Below are 19,300 nucleotides of genomic sequence, written 5' to 3'. Positions count from 1 at the left end.
CCCGCTCCCGCAGGTTCACCGTCGACCTTCGAACCTGCAGATATCCTGTGGGAGCGGGCTTGCCCCGCGAAGAGGTCGGCACAGACAGCACAAAAGCAAAGTTGGACAGCTTCTTGCAAAGACAGCGCCAGGCGCCCTGAAGGCGTCAAAGTTTTTGCTTGAAGAGGACTCTCGGTGGATCGCACTCAGTTAATCAGCAACGCCCGCAACAACCTGGCCGGCCTTAGCCGGGGCAACCTGGGTGTGCCGCTGTTGCTGCTGGTGATGTTGGCAATGATGATGTTGCCGATCCCGCCGTTCCTGCTCGACGTGTTCTTCACCTTCAACATCGCCCTGTCGATCGTGGTCCTGCTGGTCTGCGTGTACGCCCTGCGCCCGCTCGACTTCGCCGCATTCCCGACCATCCTGCTGGTGGCGACGCTGCTGCGCCTGGCGCTGAACGTCGCGTCGACGCGGGTGGTGCTGCTGCACGGCCACGAAGGCCACGAGTCGGCGGGCAAGGTGATCCAGGCCTTTGGCGAGGTGGTGATCGGTGGCAACTACGTGGTCGGTGCCGTGGTGTTCGCCATCCTCATGATCATCAACTTCGTGGTGGTCACCAAGGGCGCCGGGCGGATCTCCGAGGTCAGCGCGCGCTTCACCCTCGACGCCATGCCCGGCAAGCAGATGGCCATCGACGCCGACCTCAATGCCGGCCTGATCGATCAGGCGCAGGCCAAGTCGCGGCGCGCCGAGGTGGCTCAGGAAGCCGAGTTCTACGGTTCGATGGACGGTGCCAGCAAATTCGTCCGCGGTGACGCCATCGCCGGCCTGTTGATCCTCTTCATCAACCTGATCGGCGGCATCCTGATCGGCATCCTGTCGCACGGCATGCCCTTCAGCGAGGCCGGCAAGGTCTACGCCCTGCTGACCATCGGTGACGGTTTGGTGGCGCAGCTGCCATCGCTGCTGCTGTCGACCGCGGCCGCCATCATGGTCACCCGTGCCTCGGGCTCCGAGGACATGGGCAAGCTGATCAACCGGCAGATGTTCGATTCGCCGAAAGCTCTGGCGGTGTCGGCCGGTATCATGATCGTCATGGGCATTGTCCCCGGCATGCCGCACGTGGCCTTCATCAGCTTGGGCGTGGTGGCCGCCGGCGCCGCCTACCTGGTCTGGCGCAAGCAGCAGGCGGCCCAGGTCAAGGCGGTCGAGGAGGTCCAGCGTCAGCAGGACCTGCTGCCGTCGCCACAACGCGCCATGGAAACCAAAGAGCTGGGCTGGGATGACGTCACGCCGATCGACATGATCGGCCTGGAGGTCGGTTACCGGCTGATTCCGCTGGTCGACCGCAACCAGGGCGGCCAGTTGCTGGCGCGGATCAAGGGGGTGCGCAAGAAGCTCTCCCAGGACCTGGGTTTCCTCATGCCCACCGTGCACATTCGCGATAACCTCGACCTGCAGCCCAGTGCCTATCGGCTGACGCTGATGGGGGTGATCCTGGCCGAGGCGGAGATCTACCCGGACCGCGAGCTCGCGATCAACCCCGGTCAGGTGTTCGGTACCCTCAATGGTATCGCCGCGCGCGACCCGGCATTTGGCCTGGAAGCAGTGTGGATCGACGTCGGCCAGCGCGCCCAGGCGCAGTCGCTGGGCTATACCGTGGTCGATGCCAGTACCGTGGTGGCGACGCACCTCAACCAGATCCTGCAGAAGCACTGCCACGAGCTGATCGGCCACGAAGAAGTCCAGCAATTGCTCCAGGTGCTGGCCAAGACCTCGCCCAAGCTCGCCGAAGAGCTGGTGCCGGGTGTCATTTCCTTGTCGGGCCTGCTCAAGGTCTTGCAGGCACTGCTCTCGGAGCAGGTGCCGGTGCGTGACATTCGCAGCATCGCCGAAGCGATCGCAAACAATGCCGGCAAGAGTCAAGATACCGCCGCGCTGGTGGCGGCAGTGCGCGTCGGATTGTGTCGCGCTATCGTCCAAAGCATTGTCGGCGTTGAGTCCGAGCTGCCTGTGATCACCTTGGAACCAAGGTTGGAACAGATTTTGCTCAATAGTCTGCAAAGGGCCGGGCAAGGTCAGGAAGATGGTGTTCTCCTGGAGCCGAGCATGGCCGAGAAGCTACAGCGTTCGCTTATCGAAGCGGCCCAGCGTCAGGAGATGCAAGGTCAGCCAGCTATCCTTCTGGTAGCGGGCCCGATCCGGGCAATGCTGTCGCGATTCGGCCGCCTGGCTGTACCGAATTTGCATGTTTTGGCGTATCAGGAAATACCTGACAACAAGCAAGTCACCATCGTTGCCACCGTGGGCCCGAACGGCTGAGGTAGTGGGTTATGCAAGTTAAGCGATTTTTCGCCGCCGATATGCGTCAGGCCATGAAGCTGGTCCGCGATGAGCTGGGCGCCGATGCCGCGATCATCGGCAACCGGCGCATTGCTGGCGGTGTCGAGCTGACCGCCGCGCTGGACTACAAACTGTCCGCACTGGCCCCGCGCGTGCCGAATGCCGAGCTTGAAGACGAGCTGCGCAAGACCCACTCGCGCATCGCCACCGCCCAGGCCGAACTGAGCAGCCGCAACGATACCGACGAAGGCAACCGCCAATTGTTTGCCGGGCTGTCGCTGACCGCCTCCGAGCCGCTGATCGAACCGCACCTCGAGGTGCCGCCGGTGCCTGCCGCGCCGGCTGCGGCGCCGGTCGACCCGCGCCTGTTCGATGCCATGCGCTCGGAGCTGTCGGGGCTGCGCGAGCTGCTCGAAGTGCAGCTCGGTTCGCTGGCCTGGAACCAGCTGCAGGGCAGCAAGCCGCTGCAAGCCAACCTCTGGCGCCGCCTGCAACGCGTCGGCCTGTCCGGTCCGTTGGCGCGCGAGCTGCTCGACCTGGTCGGGGAAATCGACGAGCCACGCCACGCCTGGCGGATGATCCTTGCGCACCTGGCGCGGATGATCGACGTACCGGAAATCGAGCCGATCGAGGAGGGCGGTGTGATCGCCATGGTCGGCCCGGCCGGCATGGGCAAGACCACCACCCTGGCCAAGCTGGCAGCGCGCTACGTGCTCAAGTATGGCGCCAGCAACCTGGCCCTGGTGAGCATGGACAGCTTTCGCATCGGCGCCCAGGAGCAACTCAAGACCCTGGGCCGGATCCTCAATGTCTCGGTCACCTACGTCGACCCGGGCGAGTCGTTGGCCCAGGCCCTCGAGCCGTTGCTGCGCAAGCGCGTGGTACTGATCGACACCGCTGGCCTGCAGGCCAGCGACCCGGCCCTGCGCATGCAACTCGAGACCCTCGCCGGTCGCGGGATTGCCTCGAAGAATTATCTGGTACTGGCCACCACCAGCCAGAAACAGGTGCTGACCGCCGCCTACCACAGCTACAAGCGCTGCGGCCTGGCCGGTTGCATCCTGACTAAACTTGATGAAACGGCTTGTCTCGGCGAAGTGCTGAGCCTGGCCATCAGTCATGAACTGCCCGTGGCTTATCTCACCGATGGCCCGCGCATTCCTGACGACCTGCACCTGCCGCGCAAGCACCAGTTGGTCAGCCGCGCGGTCAGTGTGCAAATGCAGGAAGACCCCAGCGAGGAGGCCATGGCCGACATGTTCGCTGATCTCTACCACAACTCTGGCAAGCGCGCGGGTTGAGGATGAACGTAATGCACAGTACCTACATCAAGGGCTTTGAGCACAGCCCCACATGTGGCCTCGGTCCAAGCGAGACAAGGTAAAGAACGAATATGGGTAGCATGCATCCCGTACAGGTGATCGCCGTGACCGGTGGCAAAGGTGGCGTCGGCAAAACTAACGTTTCGGTAAACCTGTCTCTGGCGTTGGCCGAGCTGGGCCGCCGGGTCATGTTGCTGGACGCCGACCTGGGCCTGGCCAATGTCGACGTGCTGCTGGGCCTGACGCCCAAGCGCACCCTGGCTGACGTCATCGAAGGCCGCTGCGAGCTGCGCGACGTGCTGTTGCAGGGGCCGGGCGGTGTGCGCATCGTCCCGGCGGCCTCCGGCACGCAGACCATGGTCCACCTGCAGCCGGCGCAACACGCCGGCCTGATCCAGGCCTTCAGTGAAATTGGCGACAACCTCGACGTGCTGGTGATCGACACCGCCGCCGGCATCGGTGACTCGGTGGTGAGCTTTGTGCGCGCCGCCCAGGAAGTGCTGCTGGTGGTGTGCGACGAGCCGACCTCGATCACCGACGCCTACGCACTGATCAAACTGCTCAACCGCGACTACGGGATGAATCGATTCCGCGTGCTGGCGAACATGGCCCAGAGCCCGCAGGAAGGGCGCAACCTGTTTGCCAAGTTGACCAAGGTCACGGACCGCTTCCTCGACGTCGCCCTACAATACGTCGGCGCCGTACCGTACGACGAGTGCGTGCGCAAGGCGGTGCAGAAGCAGCGTGCGGTGTACGAGGCCTTCCCTCGGTCCAAGTGTGCGTTGGCGTTCAAGGCCATCGCCCAGAAGGTCGACAGCTGGCCGTTGCCGGCCAACCCGCGCGGGCACCTGGAGTTCTTCGTCGAGCGCCTGGTGCAGCCCACCAGTGCGGGACCCGTGCTATGAGTGCCAGCGGCTTCAAGATGTACAGCAAGGCCTCCAAGGACGCCCAGTACGAGCTGGTAGAACGCTACGCGCCGCTGGTCAAGCGCATCGCCTACCACTTGCTGGCGCGCCTGCCGGCCAACGTGCAGGTCGAGGACCTGATCCAGGCCGGGATGATCGGCCTGCTCGAAGTGGCCAATAAATACGACGCCAGCAAGGGCGCCAGTTTCGAGACCTACGCCGGTATTCGTATCCGCGGCGCCATGCTCGACGAGGTGCGCAAGGGCGATTGGGCACCGCGTTCGGTGCACCGCAATACCCGTATGGTCAGCGACGCGATGCGCGCCGTTGAAGCAAGAACCGGTCGCGACGCTAAAGATCACGAGGTTGCTGCCGAACTCCAATTGGGTCTCGATGATTATTACGGGATTCTGAACGATACCCTGGGCAGCCGCCTGTTCAGTTTCGACGACCTGTTGCAGGACGGCGAACACGAAGGGCTGCACGAGGACGGCGCCAGCGGCCAGGTCGAGCCGTCGCGCGACCTGGAAGACGAGCGCTTCCAGGCCGCCCTGACCGACGCCATCGCCAACCTGCCGGAACGCGAGCGCCTGGTGCTGGCGCTGTACTACGACGAAGAGCTGAACCTCAAGGAAATCGGTGAGGTACTGGGGGTCAGCGAATCGCGTGTCAGCCAGTTGCACAGCCAGTGCGCAGCGCGTCTGCGCAGCCGTCTGGGCGAATGGCGAGCGCGTTGAACCCAGGTTCGCTGCAGTCGTTTGACGTTGTACCGAATTGATTGAATGCGCGCTCGGGGCCGAGCGCGTTTAAGACTGCTTGGAGGTCTAATTGAACAAAGACATGAAAATCCTCATCGTTGACGACTTCTCGACGATGCGGCGGATCATCAAGAACCTGTTGCGCGATCTGGGCTTCACCAATACCTCGGAAGCCGATGACGGCACCACGGCATTGCCGATGCTCGAAAGCGGCCACTTCGACTTCCTGGTGACGGACTGGAACATGCCGGGCATGTCCGGTATCGACCTGCTGCGCAAGGTCCGTGCCGACGAGCGCCTCAAGCACCTGCCGGTGCTGATGGTGACCGCCGAGGCCAAGCGCGAGCAGATCATCGAAGCGGCCCAGGCCGGGGTCAACGGCTACGTGGTCAAGCCTTTCACTGCCCAGGTGCTCAAAGAGAAGATCGAAAAGATCTTCGAACGCGTGAACGCTTGAGTCACGCCGGGGGGCACCATGGAGTCTAACAACACATCGCAGGGTGAGTTCGAGTCGACCCTGAAGAAGCATGCCCAGGAACTGGTCGAGAGCCTCGAGCGCGGCCAGTTTGGCGACGCGGTGCAGCTGATTCATCAGCTCAACCAGACGCGCGACCGCGGCCTGTACCAGGAAGTCGGCAAGCTGACCCGCGAGCTGCACAGTGCCATTGTCAGCTTCCAGATCGACCCGGCGATGCCGCAGGCCGAGGAAGTCTCGCAGATCACCGATGCCACCGAACGGCTGTCCTATGTGGTCAAGCTGACCGAGGGCGCGGCCAACCGCACCATGGACCTGGTCGAGGCCGGTACGCCCGTGCTCAACGACCTGGCCGCGGAGGCGCAGGCCCTGAGCACCGACTGGCAGCGCTTCATGCGCCGCGAAGTGGCAGCGCCGGAATTCCGCGACCTGGTCAAGCGGGTCGACAGTTTCCTGACGCACAGCGCTGAAGGCAACCGCAAGGTCTCCGGTCATCTCAATGACATTCTGCTGGCTCAGGACTACCAAGACCTGACCGGCCAGGTGATCAAACGGGTCACCGCGTTGGTCACCGAAGTAGAAAGCAATCTGCTCAAGCTCGTGCTGATGGCCAGTCAGGTCGACCGTTTTGCCGGTATCGAACATGACCACCAGCAGCTGCGTGCTGAAAAAGATCAAGAAAAACATCCGACTCGGGGTGAAGGTCCGCAGATTCATGCCGATAAGCGTGAAGACGTCGTGTCCGGTCAGGACGATGTCGACGATCTGCTGTCCAGCCTGGGTTTTTAGGGAGCACGTTTAATGAGCTTCGGCGCCGATGAAGAAATCCTTCAGGATTTCCTGGTAGAAGCCGGCGAAATTCTTGAGCTATTGTCCGAACAACTGGTCGAGCTGGAAAGCCGACCTGATGATGCGGACCTGCTCAACGCCATTTTTCGCGGTTTTCACACTGTAAAAGGGGGCGCCGGCTTCCTCCAGCTCAATGAGCTGGTGGAGTGCTGCCATATCGCGGAGAACGTCTTCGACATCCTGCGTAAAGGTGAGCGCCGGGTCGACGCCGAACTGATGGACGTGGTCCTCGAAGCACTGGACACGGTCAACAGCATGTTCGGCCAGGTCCGTGAGCGCACTGAAGTGACCCCGGCGACGCCGGAGTTGCTCGCGGCCTTGTCGCGCCTGGCTGAGCCGGGCAGCGCCGCGCCGGTTGCGCCGGTGATCGAAGAGGCGCCGCTGGCGGCCGCCGAAGCGGACATCACCGACACCGAATTCGAACAGCTGCTCGACTCGCTCGACGCGGTCAAGGCCCAGGCCGAGGCTGCCGAGCAGCCAGCGGCCCAGGCGGTGGCAGGCGAGGGTGACGAGATCACCGACGCCGAGTTCGAGTCGCTGCTCGATCAGTTGCATGGCAAAGGCCAGTTTTCCCCCGACGCGGCGCCAGCCACCGCCGAGGCGCCGGTTGCGGCCGTGGCCAGCGACGAGATCACCGACGACGAATTCGAAGCGCTGCTCGATCAGCTGCATGGCAAGGGCACCTTTGCCGCCGATGCGCTGCCGGCCCCTGCCGCCGCCCCTGTGGCGAGTGCAGTAGCCGCTGCCAGCACGGATGAAATCAGCGAGCATGAATTCGAAGCGTTGCTCGACGAGTTGCACGGCAAGGGCAAGTTCTCTGCCGACGCGGCGACCGTCGAAGCGCCAGCCGTAGCGGCCGTTGCCGCCAAGGCTGAAGCCAGCCCGGTGGCCAAGCCTGCACCCGGCCCCAGCGCCGCCCCTGCGGTCGCTGCCCGGCCGGCTGCGCCTGCCCGTGCTCCAGCGCCCGCGCCGGAAAAACACGCCAGCGAAGCGGAAACCACCGTGCGCGTCGATACCGCGCGGCTGGACGAGATCATGAACATGGTCGGCGAGCTGGTGCTGGTGCGTAACCGCCTGGTGCGCCTGGGCCTGAACAGCGGTGACGAGGCCATGTCCAAGGCCGTGTCGAACCTCGACGTAGTCACCGCCGACCTGCAGACCGCGGTCATGAAGACCCGCATGCAGCCGATCAAGAAGGTCTTCGGGCGCTTCCCGCGGCTGGTTCGTGACCTGGCGCGCCAGCTCAAGAAGGAAATCAACCTGGAGCTGGTCGGTGAAGAAACCGACCTCGACAAGAACCTCGTCGAGGCCCTGGCCGACCCGTTGGTGCACTTGGTGCGCAACGCCGTCGACCATGGCGTCGAGATGCCCGAAGAGCGCGAGGCCTCCGGCAAGGCGCGCACCGGCAAGGTGGTGTTGTCGGCCGAGCAGGAAGGCGACCACATCCTCTTGTCGATCTCTGACGACGGCAAGGGCATGGACCCCAACGTCCTGCGCGCCAAGGCCGTGGAAAAGGGCCTGATGGACAAGGACGCGGCCGAGCGCCTGAGCGAATCGGACTGCTACAACCTGATCTTCGCCCCCGGCTTCTCGACCAAGACCGAGATCTCCGACGTGTCTGGCCGCGGTGTCGGCATGGACGTGGTGAAAACCAAGATCTCCCAGCTCAACGGCTCGATCAACATCTACTCGGCCAAGGGCCAGGGTTCGAAGATCGTCATCAAGGTGCCGTTGACCCTGGCGATCATGCCGACCCTGATGGTCATGCTCGCCAACCAGGCGTTCGCCTTCCCGCTGGTCAACGTCAACGAGATCTTCCACCTCGACCTGTCGCGCACCAACGTGGTCGACGGCCAGGAAGTGGTGATCGTCCGCGACAAGGCCTTGCCGCTGTTCTACCTCAAGCGCTGGCTGGTCCAGGACCAGGTGCACGAGGAGCAGCGTGAGGGCCATGTGGTGATCCTTTCGGTCGGCACCCAGCGCATCGGCTTCGTCGTCGATCAGCTGGTCGGCCAGGAAGAGGTGGTGATCAAGCCGCTGGGCAAGATGCTCCAGGGCACGCCGGGCATGTCTGGCGCCACCATCACCGGCGACGGCCGTATCGCGCTGATCCTCGACGTGCCGAGCATGCTCAAGCGCTACGCGGCCAAGCGTTATTGATTTTCGGCGGCGCAGCCTGACGGGTGCGCCGCCTAATGGAGTGTTTATGGCAGTCAAGGTCCTGGTGGTGGACGATTCCGGTTTCTTCCGCCGGCGCGTTTCGGAAATTCTCTCGGCGGACCCGACGATCCAGGTCGTGGGCACCGCGACCAATGGCAAGGAAGCAATCGACCAGGCGCTGTCGCTCAAGCCCGATGTCATCACCATGGACTATGAAATGCCCATGATGGATGGCATCACCGCAGTGCGGCACATCATGCAGCGCTGCCCGACGCCGGTGTTGATGTTCTCTTCGCTGACCCATGAAGGCGCGCGGGTGACCCTCGATGCGCTGGACGCCGGGGCGGTGGATTACCTGCCGAAAAACTTCGAAGACATCTCGCGCAACCCTGACAAGGTCAAGCAGATGCTCTGCGAAAAGGTCCACAGCATTTCGCGCAGCAACCGTCGCCTGGGCAGCTACGCCGCGCCAGCCCCGGCTGCGGTCGCGGCCCCGAGCCCGGCGGCCAGCAGCCCTGCGCCGACCAGCAGCTTCGCCAGCCCGGCGCCGCTGCGCACTGCCGCGCCTGTGCGCAGCCCTGCACCGGCCGCCGCCAGCAGCCACTCACCGGCGCCCAAGCGCAAGCCGTACAAGCTGGTGGCGATTGGCACCTCGACCGGTGGTCCGGTCGCGCTGCAGCGGGTGCTGACCCAGTTGCCGGCCAATTTCCCGGCGCCGATCGTGCTCATCCAGCACATGCCGGCGGCGTTCACCAAGGCGTTTGCCGAGCGCCTCGACAAGCTGTGCAAGATCAGCGTCAAGGAAGCCGAGGACGGCGACGTGCTGCGCCCGGGCCTGGCCCTGCTGGCCCCCGGTGGCAAGCAGATGATGGTCGATGGCCGCGGCACGGTGAAGATCCTGCCAGGCGACGAGCGCCTCAACTACAAGCCGTGCGTGGACATCACCTTTGGCTCGGCGGCCAAGTCGTATGGCGACAAGGTGCTGTCGGTGGTGCTCACCGGCATGGGCGCCGATGGCCGCGAAGGTGCGCGCCTGCTCAAGCAGGGTGGCAGCACCGTGTGGGCCCAGGATGAAGCCAGCTGCGTGATCTATGGCATGCCCATGGCCATCGTCAAGGCCAACCTGGCCGACGCGGTATACAGCCTGGACGACATTGGCCGGCACCTGGTCGAGGCGTGCGTCTGATGGATGTCCTGAGCCTGATCGGCCTGATCCTCGCCTTCGTCGCCATTGTCGGTGGCAACTTCCTCGAGGGCGGCCACGTCGGTGCGCTGCTCAATGCGCCAGCGGCCTTGATCGTGCTGGGCGGCACCCTCGGCGCGGCCTTGCTGCAGGCGCCGCTGCCATCGTTCAAGCGCGCCTTGCAGATCGTCCGCTGGATCATCTTCCCGCCGCGGGTCGACCTCGCGGGTGGCATCGATCGGGTGGTCAACTGGAGCCTGACGGCGCGCAAGGAAGGCCTGCTCGGCCTGGAAGGGGTGGCTGACGCCGAGCCCGATCCTTACGCCCGCAAAGGCCTGCAGTTGTTGGTCGACGGCGCTGAGCCGGAGGCGGTACGGAGCATCCTCGAAGTGGACTTCCTGACCCAGGAAAGCCGCGATATCCAGGCCGCGAAAGTGTTCGAAAGCATGGGCGGCTATGCGCCGACCATCGGCATCATCGGTGCGGTGATGGGCCTGATCCACGTCATGGGCAACCTGGCCGACCCGTCGCAACTGGGTAACGGCATCGCCGTGGCCTTCGTCGCCACCATCTATGGCGTGGCCAGTGCCAACCTGATCCTGCTGCCGATCGCCAACAAGCTGAAAGCCATCGTCATGCGTCAGTCGCGCTACCGCGAGATGCTCCTCGAAGGCCTCTTGTCGATCGCCGAAGGCGAAAACCCACGCTCGATCGAGCTGAAGCTGCAAGGCTTCATGGAGTAAGCCATGCGTCGCCGTCGTCATACCGAGGAACACGAGAATCACGAGCGCTGGTTGGTGTCGTACGCCGACTTCATCACGCTGCTGTTCGCCTTTTTCGTGGTCATGTATTCGATCTCGTCGATCAACGAGGGCAAGTACAAGGTCATTTCCCAGGCCCTGCTGGGGGTGTTCAACGACCCCGAGCGGAGCATGAAGCCGATCCCCATCGGCGATGAACAACCGCTCAGCGTCAAGCCCGCCGAGCCGCTGATCAAGGACAGCGAGCAGACCGATGCCGGCCTGGCGTCGGCCAGCGTCGATCCGTTGAAGAGCATCAGCGACGATGTGCGCAATGCTTTCGGCGACCTGATCGACTCCAAGCAGATGACCGTGCGCGGCAATGAGCTGTGGGTCGAGATCGAGCTCAACTCGGCGCTGCTGTTCGGCAGCGGTGACGCGATGCCCAGCGACACCGCCTTCAGCATCGTCGAGAAGGTGGCGAACATCCTCAAGCCGTTCGCCAACCCGGTGCACGTCGAAGGCTTTACCGACAATTTGCCGATCCGCACCGCCCAGTACCCGACCAACTGGGAGCTGTCGGCCTCGCGGGCGGCGAGCATCGTCCGCTTGCTGGCGATGAACGGCGTCAACCCGGGCCGCATGGCCTCGGTCGGCTACGGCGAGTACCAGCCGGTGGCCAGCAACGACAACGCCGAGGGCCGCGCGCGCAACCGCCGGGTGGTGCTGGTGATCTCGCGCAACCTCGAAGTGCGCCGCAGCCTGACCGGTACCGGCACGGCCAATGCCACCCCGGACGCGGCGTTGCGGCGGGCTGGCACACAAAGTGCACCTGCATCGACAGCACCGGCGGGAGGGGGCTAACCCCGTCAAATCCCCGTCACTGAATTTCATACCGTTCCCGGCAGGGCAGGCGGCCATACCGGGAGGAAGCAGCGCACCATGAGAGTCTGGGCAGTAGCCAATCAAAAAGGTGGCGTCGGCAAGACCACCACCACCATCGCCCTGGCCGGCTTGCTGGCCGATGCGGGCAAGCGCGTGGTCGTCGTCGATCTCGACCCGCACGGCTCCATGACCAGCTATTTCGGGCACAACCCGGACGCGCTGGAGCACAGTTGCTATGACCTGTTCCTGCACAAGGGCACGGTGCCCGAAGGGCTGCCGGGGCAACTGCTGCTGCCGACCAGCGACCAGCGTATCTCCTTGCTGCCGTCGAGCACCGCGCTGGCGGTCCTCGAGCGTCAGTCGCCGGGGCAGAGTGGCCTGGGCCTGGTGATCGCCAAGAGTCTGGCGCAGCTGTGGCAGGATTTCGACTTTGCCCTCATCGACAGCCCGCCACTGCTCGGCGTGCTGATGGTCAACGCCCTGGCTGCCAGCCAGCAGCTGGTGATCCCGGTGCAGACCGAGTTTCTCGCGGTCAAGGGCCTGGAGCGCATGGTTGGCACCCTGGCCATGATCAACCGCTCGCGCAAGCAGGCGCTGCCGTACCAGATCGTGCCGACCCTGTTCGACCGCCGTACCCAGGCCTCGCTGGGCACCCTCAAGGTGCTGCGCGATACCTACGCCGAGAGTGTCTGGCAGGGTTATATCCCGGTCGACACGCGCTTGCGCGATGCCAGCCGGGCGGGTGTCACGCCTTCGCAGTTCGACGGCAAGAGCCGCGGGGTGATTGCCTACCGCGCGCTGCTCAAGCACATGCTCACCTACAAATCCGCCCTGCAGGTGGCCTGATGAATCAAGCGCGGCAGATCGCCAGCAAGCCTCAACTGGCCTTGCAGTCCTACCTCGATGGCCTGCTGCAGGAGGCCACGGAAACCGTAGAGCTGCCGGTCGAAGCGCCGCTGCTCGTGACCTCGCCCAGCGAAGACTTCGAGGCGGCGGTCCGTGAGGAGCAGGCGCGTGACGCCCAGCGTCAGGCTGAGCCTGCGCCCGTGGCGCCGCCGACGCCGAGCTTACGTCCGTTCGCCGAGCCGCAACCCAAGGTCCTGGCTACGGTGCTGGCGCCTGCCACGCCGGCGGCTGAACCGGTGGTCACGGTGGTCGACAGCGAGGTGCTGGCCGAGGCCAGTATTCCGGTGCTGACCGAGGTCCAGGCCCCGGAGTGGGTCGAGCCGCTGGTCGAAGTGCACCTGCCGTCGAGCCACCTGCCGGTGCCCCCGGCGACTGTCGACGGCCGCCCGCACTGGGCCGCCGAGCCCTTCGAATGCCTGCTGTTCGACGTCGCCGGGCTGACCCTGGCGGTGCCGCTGGTGTGCCTGGGCTCGATCTACAGCCTGGCCGGCCAGGAGCTGACACCGCTGTTTGGCCAGCCGGACTGGTTCCTCGGCATCCTCACCTGCCAGGCGGGCAACCTCAAGGTGCTCGACACCGCACGCTGGGTGATGCCCGACCGCTACCGCGAAGATTTTCGCCAGGGCCTGCAGTACGTGATTTCCGTCCAGGGCTATGAGTGGGGGCTGGCGGTGCACCAGGTCAGCCGTTCGCTGCGCCTGGACCCTAACGAGATCAAGTGGCGCAGCCAGCGTGGGCAACGCCCGTGGCTGGCCGGCACGGTGATCGAACACATGTGTGCCTTGCTCGATGTCGCCGAACTGGCCGAGTTGATCGCCAGTGGCGCCGTCAAGCAGATGCACGGCAAACACCAATAATTCAGGCCGCTGCTGCGGCGGCCAGACCGAGCACACCGCCGATGGCGGATTTTGAGGGGTAGGGGAATGAAAAAGTCGTCCGCACAAGGTTCCGAAGATCCGATCCTGCAATGGGTAACCTTCCGTCTGGACAACGAGTCCTACGGCATCAACGTCATGCAGGTGCAGGAAGTCCTGCGTTACACCGAGATCGCTCCGGTTCCGGGTGCGCCGAGCTACGTGCTGGGCATCATCAACCTGCGCGGTAACGTGGTGACCGTGATCGACACCCGCCAGCGTTTTGGCCTGGTGCCGACCGAGGTTACCGACAACACCCGTATCGTCATCATCGAGGCCGACAAGCAAGTGGTCGGCATCCTGGTCGACAGCGTGGCCGAAGTGGTCTACCTGCGTCAGTCGGAGATCGAGACCGCGCCGAACGTGGGCAACGAAGAGTCGGCCAAGTTCATCCAGGGCGTGTGCAACAAGAACGGCGAGCTGTTGATCCTGGTCGAGCTGGACAAGATGATGACCGAGGAAGAGTGGTCCGAGCTGGAGAACATCTGAGTTGATTTTCGAGGTTGCTGTCATCTTCCTGGCGCTGCTCTGGGCGCTGAGCCTGTGGTTGTTTCTCAACTACAGCAAGCGCCAGCGTGAGCTGGCGGCTCAGCAGGCTCAGGGCGATGCCGTGCGTGATCAACGCATCAAGGACCTGGCCAAGCGTCTGGACGATTACCAGAACGGCACGGTGCGCATGGGTGAGGCGCTGCACGAGCTGCGTGCGGTGGTGGCGCCATTGCCGGACAAGCTGCAGCAGCTTGAGCAGCGCGATCCGAACGATGTGACCTTTTCCCAGGCGGCGAAGCTGGTGGGGATGGGGGCGAGTGTCGATGAGCTGACGCAGACGTGTGGGTTGACCCAGGCCGAGGCGCAGTTGATGACCAAGTTGCATCGCGGATAACGGCTTACGGAATCGGTTGCCTGGGCCGGCGCCTTCGCGGGGCAAGCCCGCTCCCACAGGTTCTGCGGCAGGCCCGAGATTCGAGCCGTGCAGAGATCCTGTGGGAGCGGGCTTGCCCCGCGAAGGCGTCAGCACAGGCGACTCATTGCTTGGCTGCCTCTAGCCCCCTCGCGGCAGCCGCAACGCCTCAGGCGTGATGTCCCGCGCCGGGGCGGGTTCATCGTTGAACCCCACCGGCGCCTTGCCGCGCAACTGCCAGGCAAAGGCGATGATCTCGGCAATGGTCAGGTACAACGCCTCGGGGATCTGCTCCCCAAGCTCCAGGCGCGCCAGCAGGCTCACCAGTTCGGCATTCTCGTAGATCGGCACTTCATGCTCGCGCGCCAGCGCAAGGATCGCCTCGGCCAGTTCATCATCACCCTTGGCACTCAAGGTCGGCGCCTGCTGGCCGTCGTAGCTCAGGGCAATGGCCTGACGCGGTTGCTTGCTGCTCATGCGGTCTCATCCACCCAGCGTTGCTCCAGTCGGGTTCTCGGGCCCTGCGGCGGGGTGCCCGGGTGGCACTCCAGGTCACCCACGTCCAGGCCGCGGTCGAGCAAGCGTGCGCGCAGGCTGCCCAGTTGGCTGTCGATCAGCCGCGCAGTCTCTGGTATCTCTGCCCACAACTGGCCAGACAGACGGCCCTGGATCAGTTGCGCCTGAACCTGCAACGGCCCCAGCGGCGGCAGGTCGAAGGCCAGCTCGATGCGCCACAGCGACTCCAGCGGATCACGCTGCTCGCGCTGCGGGTCGGCTTGCTGCTGTGGAGTGTCTTCGCGTTGCAACTTGGCCTGTAGCGGGATGAACTCCTGGCCGTGGCGCACCGGTATCTCGGTCTGCCAGGTGGTCTGCAGGTTGCCGTTCTCCAGCGTGCCGGTCTGTTGCAGGCTCGACAGGGCATGGCTCTGCAACCGCGAAACCGCCGCTGCGGCCAGGCGCAGCAGTTGCTGCAGGTCGCCTTCCTGCTCCAGGCTCTGCAGCAACCGCGAGGGCAGCGGGAACGTCCCCGGTTGCAGGCGTGGGCTGACCCGCTCGAGCATGCCCAAGGCACTGCGCGCCATCCCCGGCAGCACCTGGGCGAGGGTATTGGCGGCGATCGCCGGGCTCAGCTGCGGATTGCCGGGCACGCCCGGCAGCGCCTGGGCGACCAGCCTGAGCAGTTGCGCCTTGATATCTGGTGCAACGGCTGCGCCCAGCCCACCGAGCAGTTTCGCCTCGAGGAATACGCCACTGTTGTTCAGCGCCGACGCCACGGTCTTGGGGTCGCCGAGCTGGCGCGCATCCGGCAGGCTGGCGAGCAAGCGTTCGGCGCTGGCGCGCAGCTCGCGGTTGCCCTCGGGCGCGCTGGCCAGTTGCTGCAGCGCGCTCAGCACGCCGGGCAGGGAGGCTTGGCGGGCCTGCTGGCTCGCCAGTTGCTGGCCAACCAGCAATTGCTCCTGGCGACCGCTCAGCGGCACGAAGCGCAGTGACTGATCGCCCTGCACCAGGGCGCTGAGCAGGCTGCCGACCGGCAACGGGCGTGGGCTGTCGATGCTCAAGGTCGCACCGGCCTGGCTGCTGTTGAGCAGGCTCACCAGCGAGCGGAAGCTGGCCGCCTCGCCGGGGTTGAGCGGCAGCGCCTGGCTGGTCAGCACCTTGCCTTGCAGCAGGGTGCCGAGGGGTATCTGGGTGGTGTCGAGGCGGGTCAGGGTGCTGACGTTGCTGGCATTGGCCTGCTGGACCATCACCGCCAGGCGGTTGCCGTCGGTCTGGCTGACCAGCAGCTGGCTGCCTTGGGCAAAGGGCTGGCTGGCGCTGGTCTGCACCTGGGTCTGGCTGCCGTTGGCCAGGGTCAGGCGCAGCAGCATCTGGAAGTCCTGGCCGAGCTGTTTGAGCGACACGACTTCGGCGCGAACGGCCTCGCCGGGCGCCACCAAACCGGGCTGCGGTTGCAGCAGACGCAGCAGTTCGCCGGTCATCGCCGCCTTGGCCGCTTGGGCCGGCAACACTGTTTGTGCGCCGAGACTATTGATTTCAGTCATGATTGTATACAACCTGTGAGGCCAGCCCTCTTGGCAGCGAGTCGCCGCGTGTAATAATGCCGGCCACGCCGCCCGCCACTGGTCAGTATAACGGCAGGGCAGGGGGCGACTTGAGACACATGGCCGAGCGCGACAGCGAGCTCGGGCTTCACACAGCATAAGGCGAAACCGTGACCCTCGACCTTCAAGCCACTGGCCTGGCCTGCGAACGCGACTGGCGGCTGCTCTTCGAGCACCTGGACTTTCAGCTGCGCCCCGGCGACATGCTGCAGGTCAGCGGCCCCAATGGCAGCGGCAAGACCAGCCTGTTGCGCCTGCTGGCGGGGCTGATGCAGCCCACCGCCGGGCAGATCCTCCTCAATGGCCAGCCGCTCGGCGAGCAGCGCCACGCCCTGGCCAGCATCCTGTTGTGGATCGGCCATGCCGCCGGCATCAAGGACCTGCTCAGTGCTGAAGAGAACCTCGCCTGGCTCTGCGCCCTGCACCGGCCAGCCACCCCGGAGGCGATCTGGCAGGCGCTGGCAGCGGTCGGCCTGCGCGGTTTCGAAGACGTTCCTTGCCATACCCTGTCGGCCGGCCAGCAGCGCCGCGTCGCCCTGGCCCGGCTGTACCTGGACAGCCCGCCGCTGTGGATCCTCGACGAACCGTTCACCGCCCTCGACAAGCAGGGCGTGGCGCAGCTCGAGGCGCACCTCGCCGCGCACTGCGAAGCCGGCGGTACGGTGGTGCTGACCACCCACCACAGCCTCGCGTGCAAACCGTCCGGTTACCGTGAGCTGAACGTGGGGCAATGGGCGGCATGAGCGTATTCGTCCTGTTGTTGCGCCGTGAGGCTCGCTTGCTGTTCCGCCGCCCAGCCGAGCTGGCCAACCCGCTGGTGTTCTTCGCCATCGTCGTTGCGCTGTTCCCGCTGGCGGTCGGTCCCGAGAGCCAATTGTTGCAAACCTTGTCGCCTGGCCTGGTGTGGGTGGCTGCGTTGCTGGCGGTACTGTTGTCACTGGAAGGGCTGTTTCGCAGTGATTTCGAGGATGGCTCGCTGGAACAGTGGGTCCTGTCGCCGCATCCGCTGGCGCTGCTGGTGTTGGCCAAGGTGCTGGCGCACTGGATCTTTTCCGGGCTGGCGCTGGTATTGTTGGCGCCTCTGTTGGCGCTGATGCTTGGCCTGCCGAGCAGCTGCCTGCCGGTGCTGCTGGCCTCGCTGCTGCTCGGTACACCCGTGTTGAGCCTGCTCGGTGCGGTCGGTGCGGCGCTCACGGTCGGCCTCAAGCGCGGTGGCTTGCTGCTGGCGTTACTGATCCTGCCGCTGTATATCCCAGTATTGATCCTGGGCAGTGGCGCCTTGCAAGCGGCGTTGCAGAATATGCCGGCGACCGGCCACTTGCTGTGGCTGGCCAGCCTGGCCGCCCTGGCGGTGACCTTGGCACCCTTTGCGATAGCGGCCGGCCTGAAGATCAGCGTCGGCGAATAACGAGATCTGGGCCTGCGGCGCAACCGCCCAAAGCCCAGACAATACCGGATGCACCCTGATGAAAATAAGCTGGACGTGGTTTCACAAGCTCGGCTCGCCGAAATGGTTCTATGCCATCAGCGGCCGCCTGCTGCCGTGGCTGACCGTCGCCGCCGTGCTTCTGCTGGCGGTCGGTATCACCTGGGGCCTGGCCTTCGCGCCGGAGGACTACCAGCAGGGCAACAGCTTCCGCATCATCTATATCCACGTGCCGGCGGCCATGCTGGCGCAGTCGTGCTACGTGCTGCTGGCGGTGGCCGGGGTGGTCGGCCTGGTGTGGAAGATGAAGATCGCCGATGTCGCGCTGCAGTGCGCGGCGCCCATCGGTGCCTGGATGACCGCGGTGGCGCTGGTGACCGGGGCCATCTGGGGCAAGCCGACCTGGGGCAGCTGGTGGGTCTGGGATGCTCGCCTGACGTCGATGCTGATCCTGCTGTTCCTGTACTTCGGGATCATTGCCCTGGGCCGGGCCATCAGTAATCGCGACAGTTCGGCCAAGGCCTGCGCGGTGCTGGCGATCGTCGGCGTGATCAACATTCCAATCATCAAGTACTCGGTGGAGTGGTGGAACACCCTGCACCAGGGCGCCACCTTCACCTTGACCGAAAAGCCGGCGATGCCCGCCGAGATGTGGCTGCCGCTGCTGCTCACCGCGCTGGGCTTCTATTGCTTCTTTGGCGCGGTGCTGCTCCTGCGCATGCGCCTTGAAGTGCTCAAGCGCGAAGCGCGCGCCAGTTGGGTCCGCGAAGAAGTGTTGAACCGCCTGGGGCGGAGGGCCGCGCCATGAGTTTCGCCTCGTTCAGCGAGTTTCTCGCCATGGGCCATCACGGCCTGTACGTGTGGTCGGCCTATGGCATCTGCCTGGCGGTGCTCGCCCTCAACGTCGCGTCGCCCTTGCTGGCCCGACGTCGCTACCTGCAAGAAGAGGCGCGCCGTCTGCGCCGGGAGAACAACCAGTGAATCCGCAGCGCAAGAAACGCCTGTTGCTCATCGTCGGCCTGCTGGTCGGTGTCGCCGTCGCCGTCGGCTTCGCCCTGAGCGCCCTGCAGCAGAACATCAACCTGTTCTACACACCGACCCAGATCGCCAACGGCGAGGCGCCGCTGGACACCCGCATCCGCGCCGGTGGCATGGTCGAGAAGGGCTCGGTGCAGCGCTCGTCCGACTCGCTCGACGTGCGCTTCGTGGTGACCGACTTCAACAAGTCGGTGCCGATCACCTACCGCGGCATCCTCCCGGACCTGTTCCGCGAAGGGCAGGGCATCGTCGCGCTGGGCAAGGTCAACGCCGAGGGTGTGGTGGTGGCCGACGAAGTGCTGGCCAAGCACGACGAGAAGTACATGCCACCCGAAGTGACCAAGGCCCTCAAGGAGAGCGGCCAGGCCGCTGCGGCCACTGAAGCGGGGAAAGCGCCATGAATGCCGCCCT

Annotated in this window: 21 protein-coding genes; 19 read left to right on the top strand and 2 right to left on the bottom strand. The window is 64.9% G+C overall.

Annotated elements, in window-relative coordinates; all coding sequences use genetic code 11:
• Positions 1–174 precede the first annotated feature (174 nt).
• From flhA to CCOS865_RS18015, 14 genes are all read left to right on the top strand, one after another.
• Positions 175–2,304 (top strand): flagellar biosynthesis protein FlhA, encoded by a 2,130-nt coding sequence (gene flhA, locus CCOS865_RS18080; protein ID WP_119143322.1) that lies wholly within the window; start codon positions 175–177, stop codon positions 2,302–2,304.
• Between the two features lie 11 nt (positions 2,305–2,315).
• Positions 2,316–3,626 (top strand): flagellar biosynthesis GTPase FlhF, encoded by a 1,311-nt coding sequence (gene flhF / locus CCOS865_RS18075; protein ID WP_119143321.1) that lies wholly within the window; start codon positions 2,316–2,318, stop codon positions 3,624–3,626.
• A 92-nt stretch (positions 3,627–3,718) separates the two neighbouring features.
• The gene (fleN, locus tag CCOS865_RS18070; RefSeq protein ID WP_119143319.1) at positions 3,719–4,552 is read left to right on the top strand and encodes a flagellar synthesis regulator FleN; all 834 of its coding nucleotides are present in this window, start codon (positions 3,719–3,721) and stop codon (positions 4,550–4,552) included.
• Positions 4,549–5,289 carry an RNA polymerase sigma factor FliA gene (gene fliA / locus CCOS865_RS18065; protein ID WP_119143317.1) on the top strand — a complete coding sequence of 247 codons (741 nt, stop codon included), beginning with the start codon at positions 4,549–4,551 and terminating at the stop codon, positions 5,287–5,289. Before fleN ends, fliA begins: the two co-directional genes overlap by 4 nt.
• 103 nt (positions 5,290–5,392) lie before the next feature.
• Positions 5,393–5,767, top strand: coding sequence for a chemotaxis response regulator CheY (locus CCOS865_RS18060; protein ID WP_208644549.1), 375 nt, complete (start codon positions 5,393–5,395; stop codon positions 5,765–5,767).
• A gap of 18 nt (positions 5,768–5,785) precedes the next feature.
• The gene (locus CCOS865_RS18055; RefSeq protein WP_119143300.1) at positions 5,786–6,574 is read left to right on the top strand and encodes a protein phosphatase CheZ; all 789 of its coding nucleotides are present in this window, start codon (positions 5,786–5,788) and stop codon (positions 6,572–6,574) included.
• Between the two features lie 12 nt (positions 6,575–6,586).
• Positions 6,587–8,794, top strand: a complete 2,208-nt coding sequence (locus CCOS865_RS18050; protein ID WP_119143298.1) for a chemotaxis protein CheA — start codon at positions 6,587–6,589, stop codon at positions 8,792–8,794.
• A 46-nt stretch (positions 8,795–8,840) separates the two neighbouring features.
• A complete protein-coding gene (locus CCOS865_RS18045) occupies positions 8,841–9,980 on the top strand; it encodes a protein-glutamate methylesterase/protein-glutamine glutaminase (protein WP_119143296.1) in 1,140 nt (379 codons plus the stop codon).
• A complete protein-coding gene (locus CCOS865_RS18040) occupies positions 9,980–10,720 on the top strand; it encodes a flagellar motor protein (RefSeq protein WP_119143294.1) in 741 nt (246 codons plus the stop codon). The genes CCOS865_RS18045 and CCOS865_RS18040 overlap by 1 nt, the downstream gene beginning before the upstream one ends.
• A gap of 3 nt (positions 10,721–10,723) precedes the next feature.
• On the top strand, positions 10,724–11,581 hold the full coding sequence (gene motD / locus CCOS865_RS18035; protein ID WP_119143292.1) for a flagellar motor protein MotD: 858 nt from the start codon (positions 10,724–10,726) through the stop codon (positions 11,579–11,581).
• Positions 11,582–11,659: 78 nt separating this feature from the next.
• Positions 11,660–12,448, top strand: a complete 789-nt coding sequence (locus tag CCOS865_RS18030) for a ParA family protein (RefSeq protein WP_119143290.1) — start codon at positions 11,660–11,662, stop codon at positions 12,446–12,448.
• Positions 12,448–13,365 (top strand): CheW domain-containing protein, encoded by a 918-nt coding sequence (locus tag CCOS865_RS18025; protein WP_119143288.1) that lies wholly within the window; start codon positions 12,448–12,450, stop codon positions 13,363–13,365. The genes CCOS865_RS18030 and CCOS865_RS18025 overlap by 1 nt, the downstream gene beginning before the upstream one ends.
• Positions 13,366–13,431: 66 nt before the next feature.
• Positions 13,432–13,911: a chemotaxis protein CheW gene (locus CCOS865_RS18020; protein WP_119143286.1), complete on the top strand. Its 480-nt coding sequence runs from the start codon at positions 13,432–13,434 to the stop codon at positions 13,909–13,911.
• A 1-nt stretch (position 13,912) separates the two neighbouring features.
• Positions 13,913–14,305, top strand: coding sequence for a DUF2802 domain-containing protein (locus CCOS865_RS18015; RefSeq protein WP_119143284.1), 393 nt, complete (start codon positions 13,913–13,915; stop codon positions 14,303–14,305).
• 159 nt (positions 14,306–14,464) lie between these two features.
• Here CCOS865_RS18015 and CCOS865_RS18010 read toward each other — a convergent pair whose 3' ends face one another.
• Together CCOS865_RS18010 and fliK are read right to left on the bottom strand one after the other, a co-directional pair.
• Positions 14,465–14,800 carry an EscU/YscU/HrcU family type III secretion system export apparatus switch protein gene (locus tag CCOS865_RS18010; RefSeq protein WP_119143282.1) on the bottom strand — a complete coding sequence of 112 codons (336 nt, stop codon included), beginning with the start codon at positions 14,798–14,800 and terminating at the stop codon, positions 14,465–14,467.
• A complete protein-coding gene (gene fliK, locus CCOS865_RS18005; protein WP_119143280.1) occupies positions 14,797–16,365 on the bottom strand; it encodes a flagellar hook-length control protein FliK in 1,569 nt (522 codons plus the stop codon). Before fliK ends, CCOS865_RS18010 begins: the two co-directional genes overlap by 4 nt.
• Before the next feature lie 170 nt (positions 16,366–16,535).
• On the opposite strand from fliK, the gene ccmA reads away from it, so the two are divergent.
• Genes ccmA through ccmE form a run of 5 tightly spaced genes read left to right on the top strand, consistent with a single transcriptional unit; the run spans position 16,536 to position 19,290 of the window.
• On the top strand, positions 16,536–17,168 hold the full coding sequence (ccmA, locus tag CCOS865_RS18000; protein ID WP_119143278.1) for a cytochrome c biogenesis heme-transporting ATPase CcmA: 633 nt from the start codon (positions 16,536–16,538) through the stop codon (positions 17,166–17,168).
• Positions 17,165–17,833: a heme exporter protein CcmB gene (gene ccmB / locus CCOS865_RS17995; protein WP_119143578.1), complete on the top strand. Its 669-nt coding sequence runs from the start codon at positions 17,165–17,167 to the stop codon at positions 17,831–17,833. The genes ccmA and ccmB overlap by 4 nt, the downstream gene beginning before the upstream one ends.
• A gap of 58 nt (positions 17,834–17,891) precedes the next feature.
• Positions 17,892–18,659 carry a heme ABC transporter permease gene (locus CCOS865_RS17990; RefSeq protein ID WP_119143276.1) on the top strand — a complete coding sequence of 256 codons (768 nt, stop codon included), beginning with the start codon at positions 17,892–17,894 and terminating at the stop codon, positions 18,657–18,659.
• A complete protein-coding gene (gene ccmD, locus CCOS865_RS17985) occupies positions 18,656–18,832 on the top strand; it encodes a heme exporter protein CcmD (protein ID WP_119143274.1) in 177 nt (58 codons plus the stop codon). Before CCOS865_RS17990 ends, ccmD begins: the two co-directional genes overlap by 4 nt.
• A complete protein-coding gene (gene ccmE, locus CCOS865_RS17980; protein WP_119143272.1) occupies positions 18,829–19,290 on the top strand; it encodes a cytochrome c maturation protein CcmE in 462 nt (153 codons plus the stop codon). Before ccmD ends, ccmE begins: the two co-directional genes overlap by 4 nt.
• Positions 19,291–19,300 lie beyond the last annotated feature (10 nt).

It is taken from the genome of Pseudomonas reidholzensis (assembly GCF_900536025.1).
In the GTDB taxonomy this organism is placed as follows: domain Bacteria; phylum Pseudomonadota; class Gammaproteobacteria; order Pseudomonadales; family Pseudomonadaceae; genus Aquipseudomonas; species Aquipseudomonas reidholzensis.
Note: the sequence above shows the minus strand (reverse complement) of the source record. Positions and strands in the feature narration are given on the sequence as shown.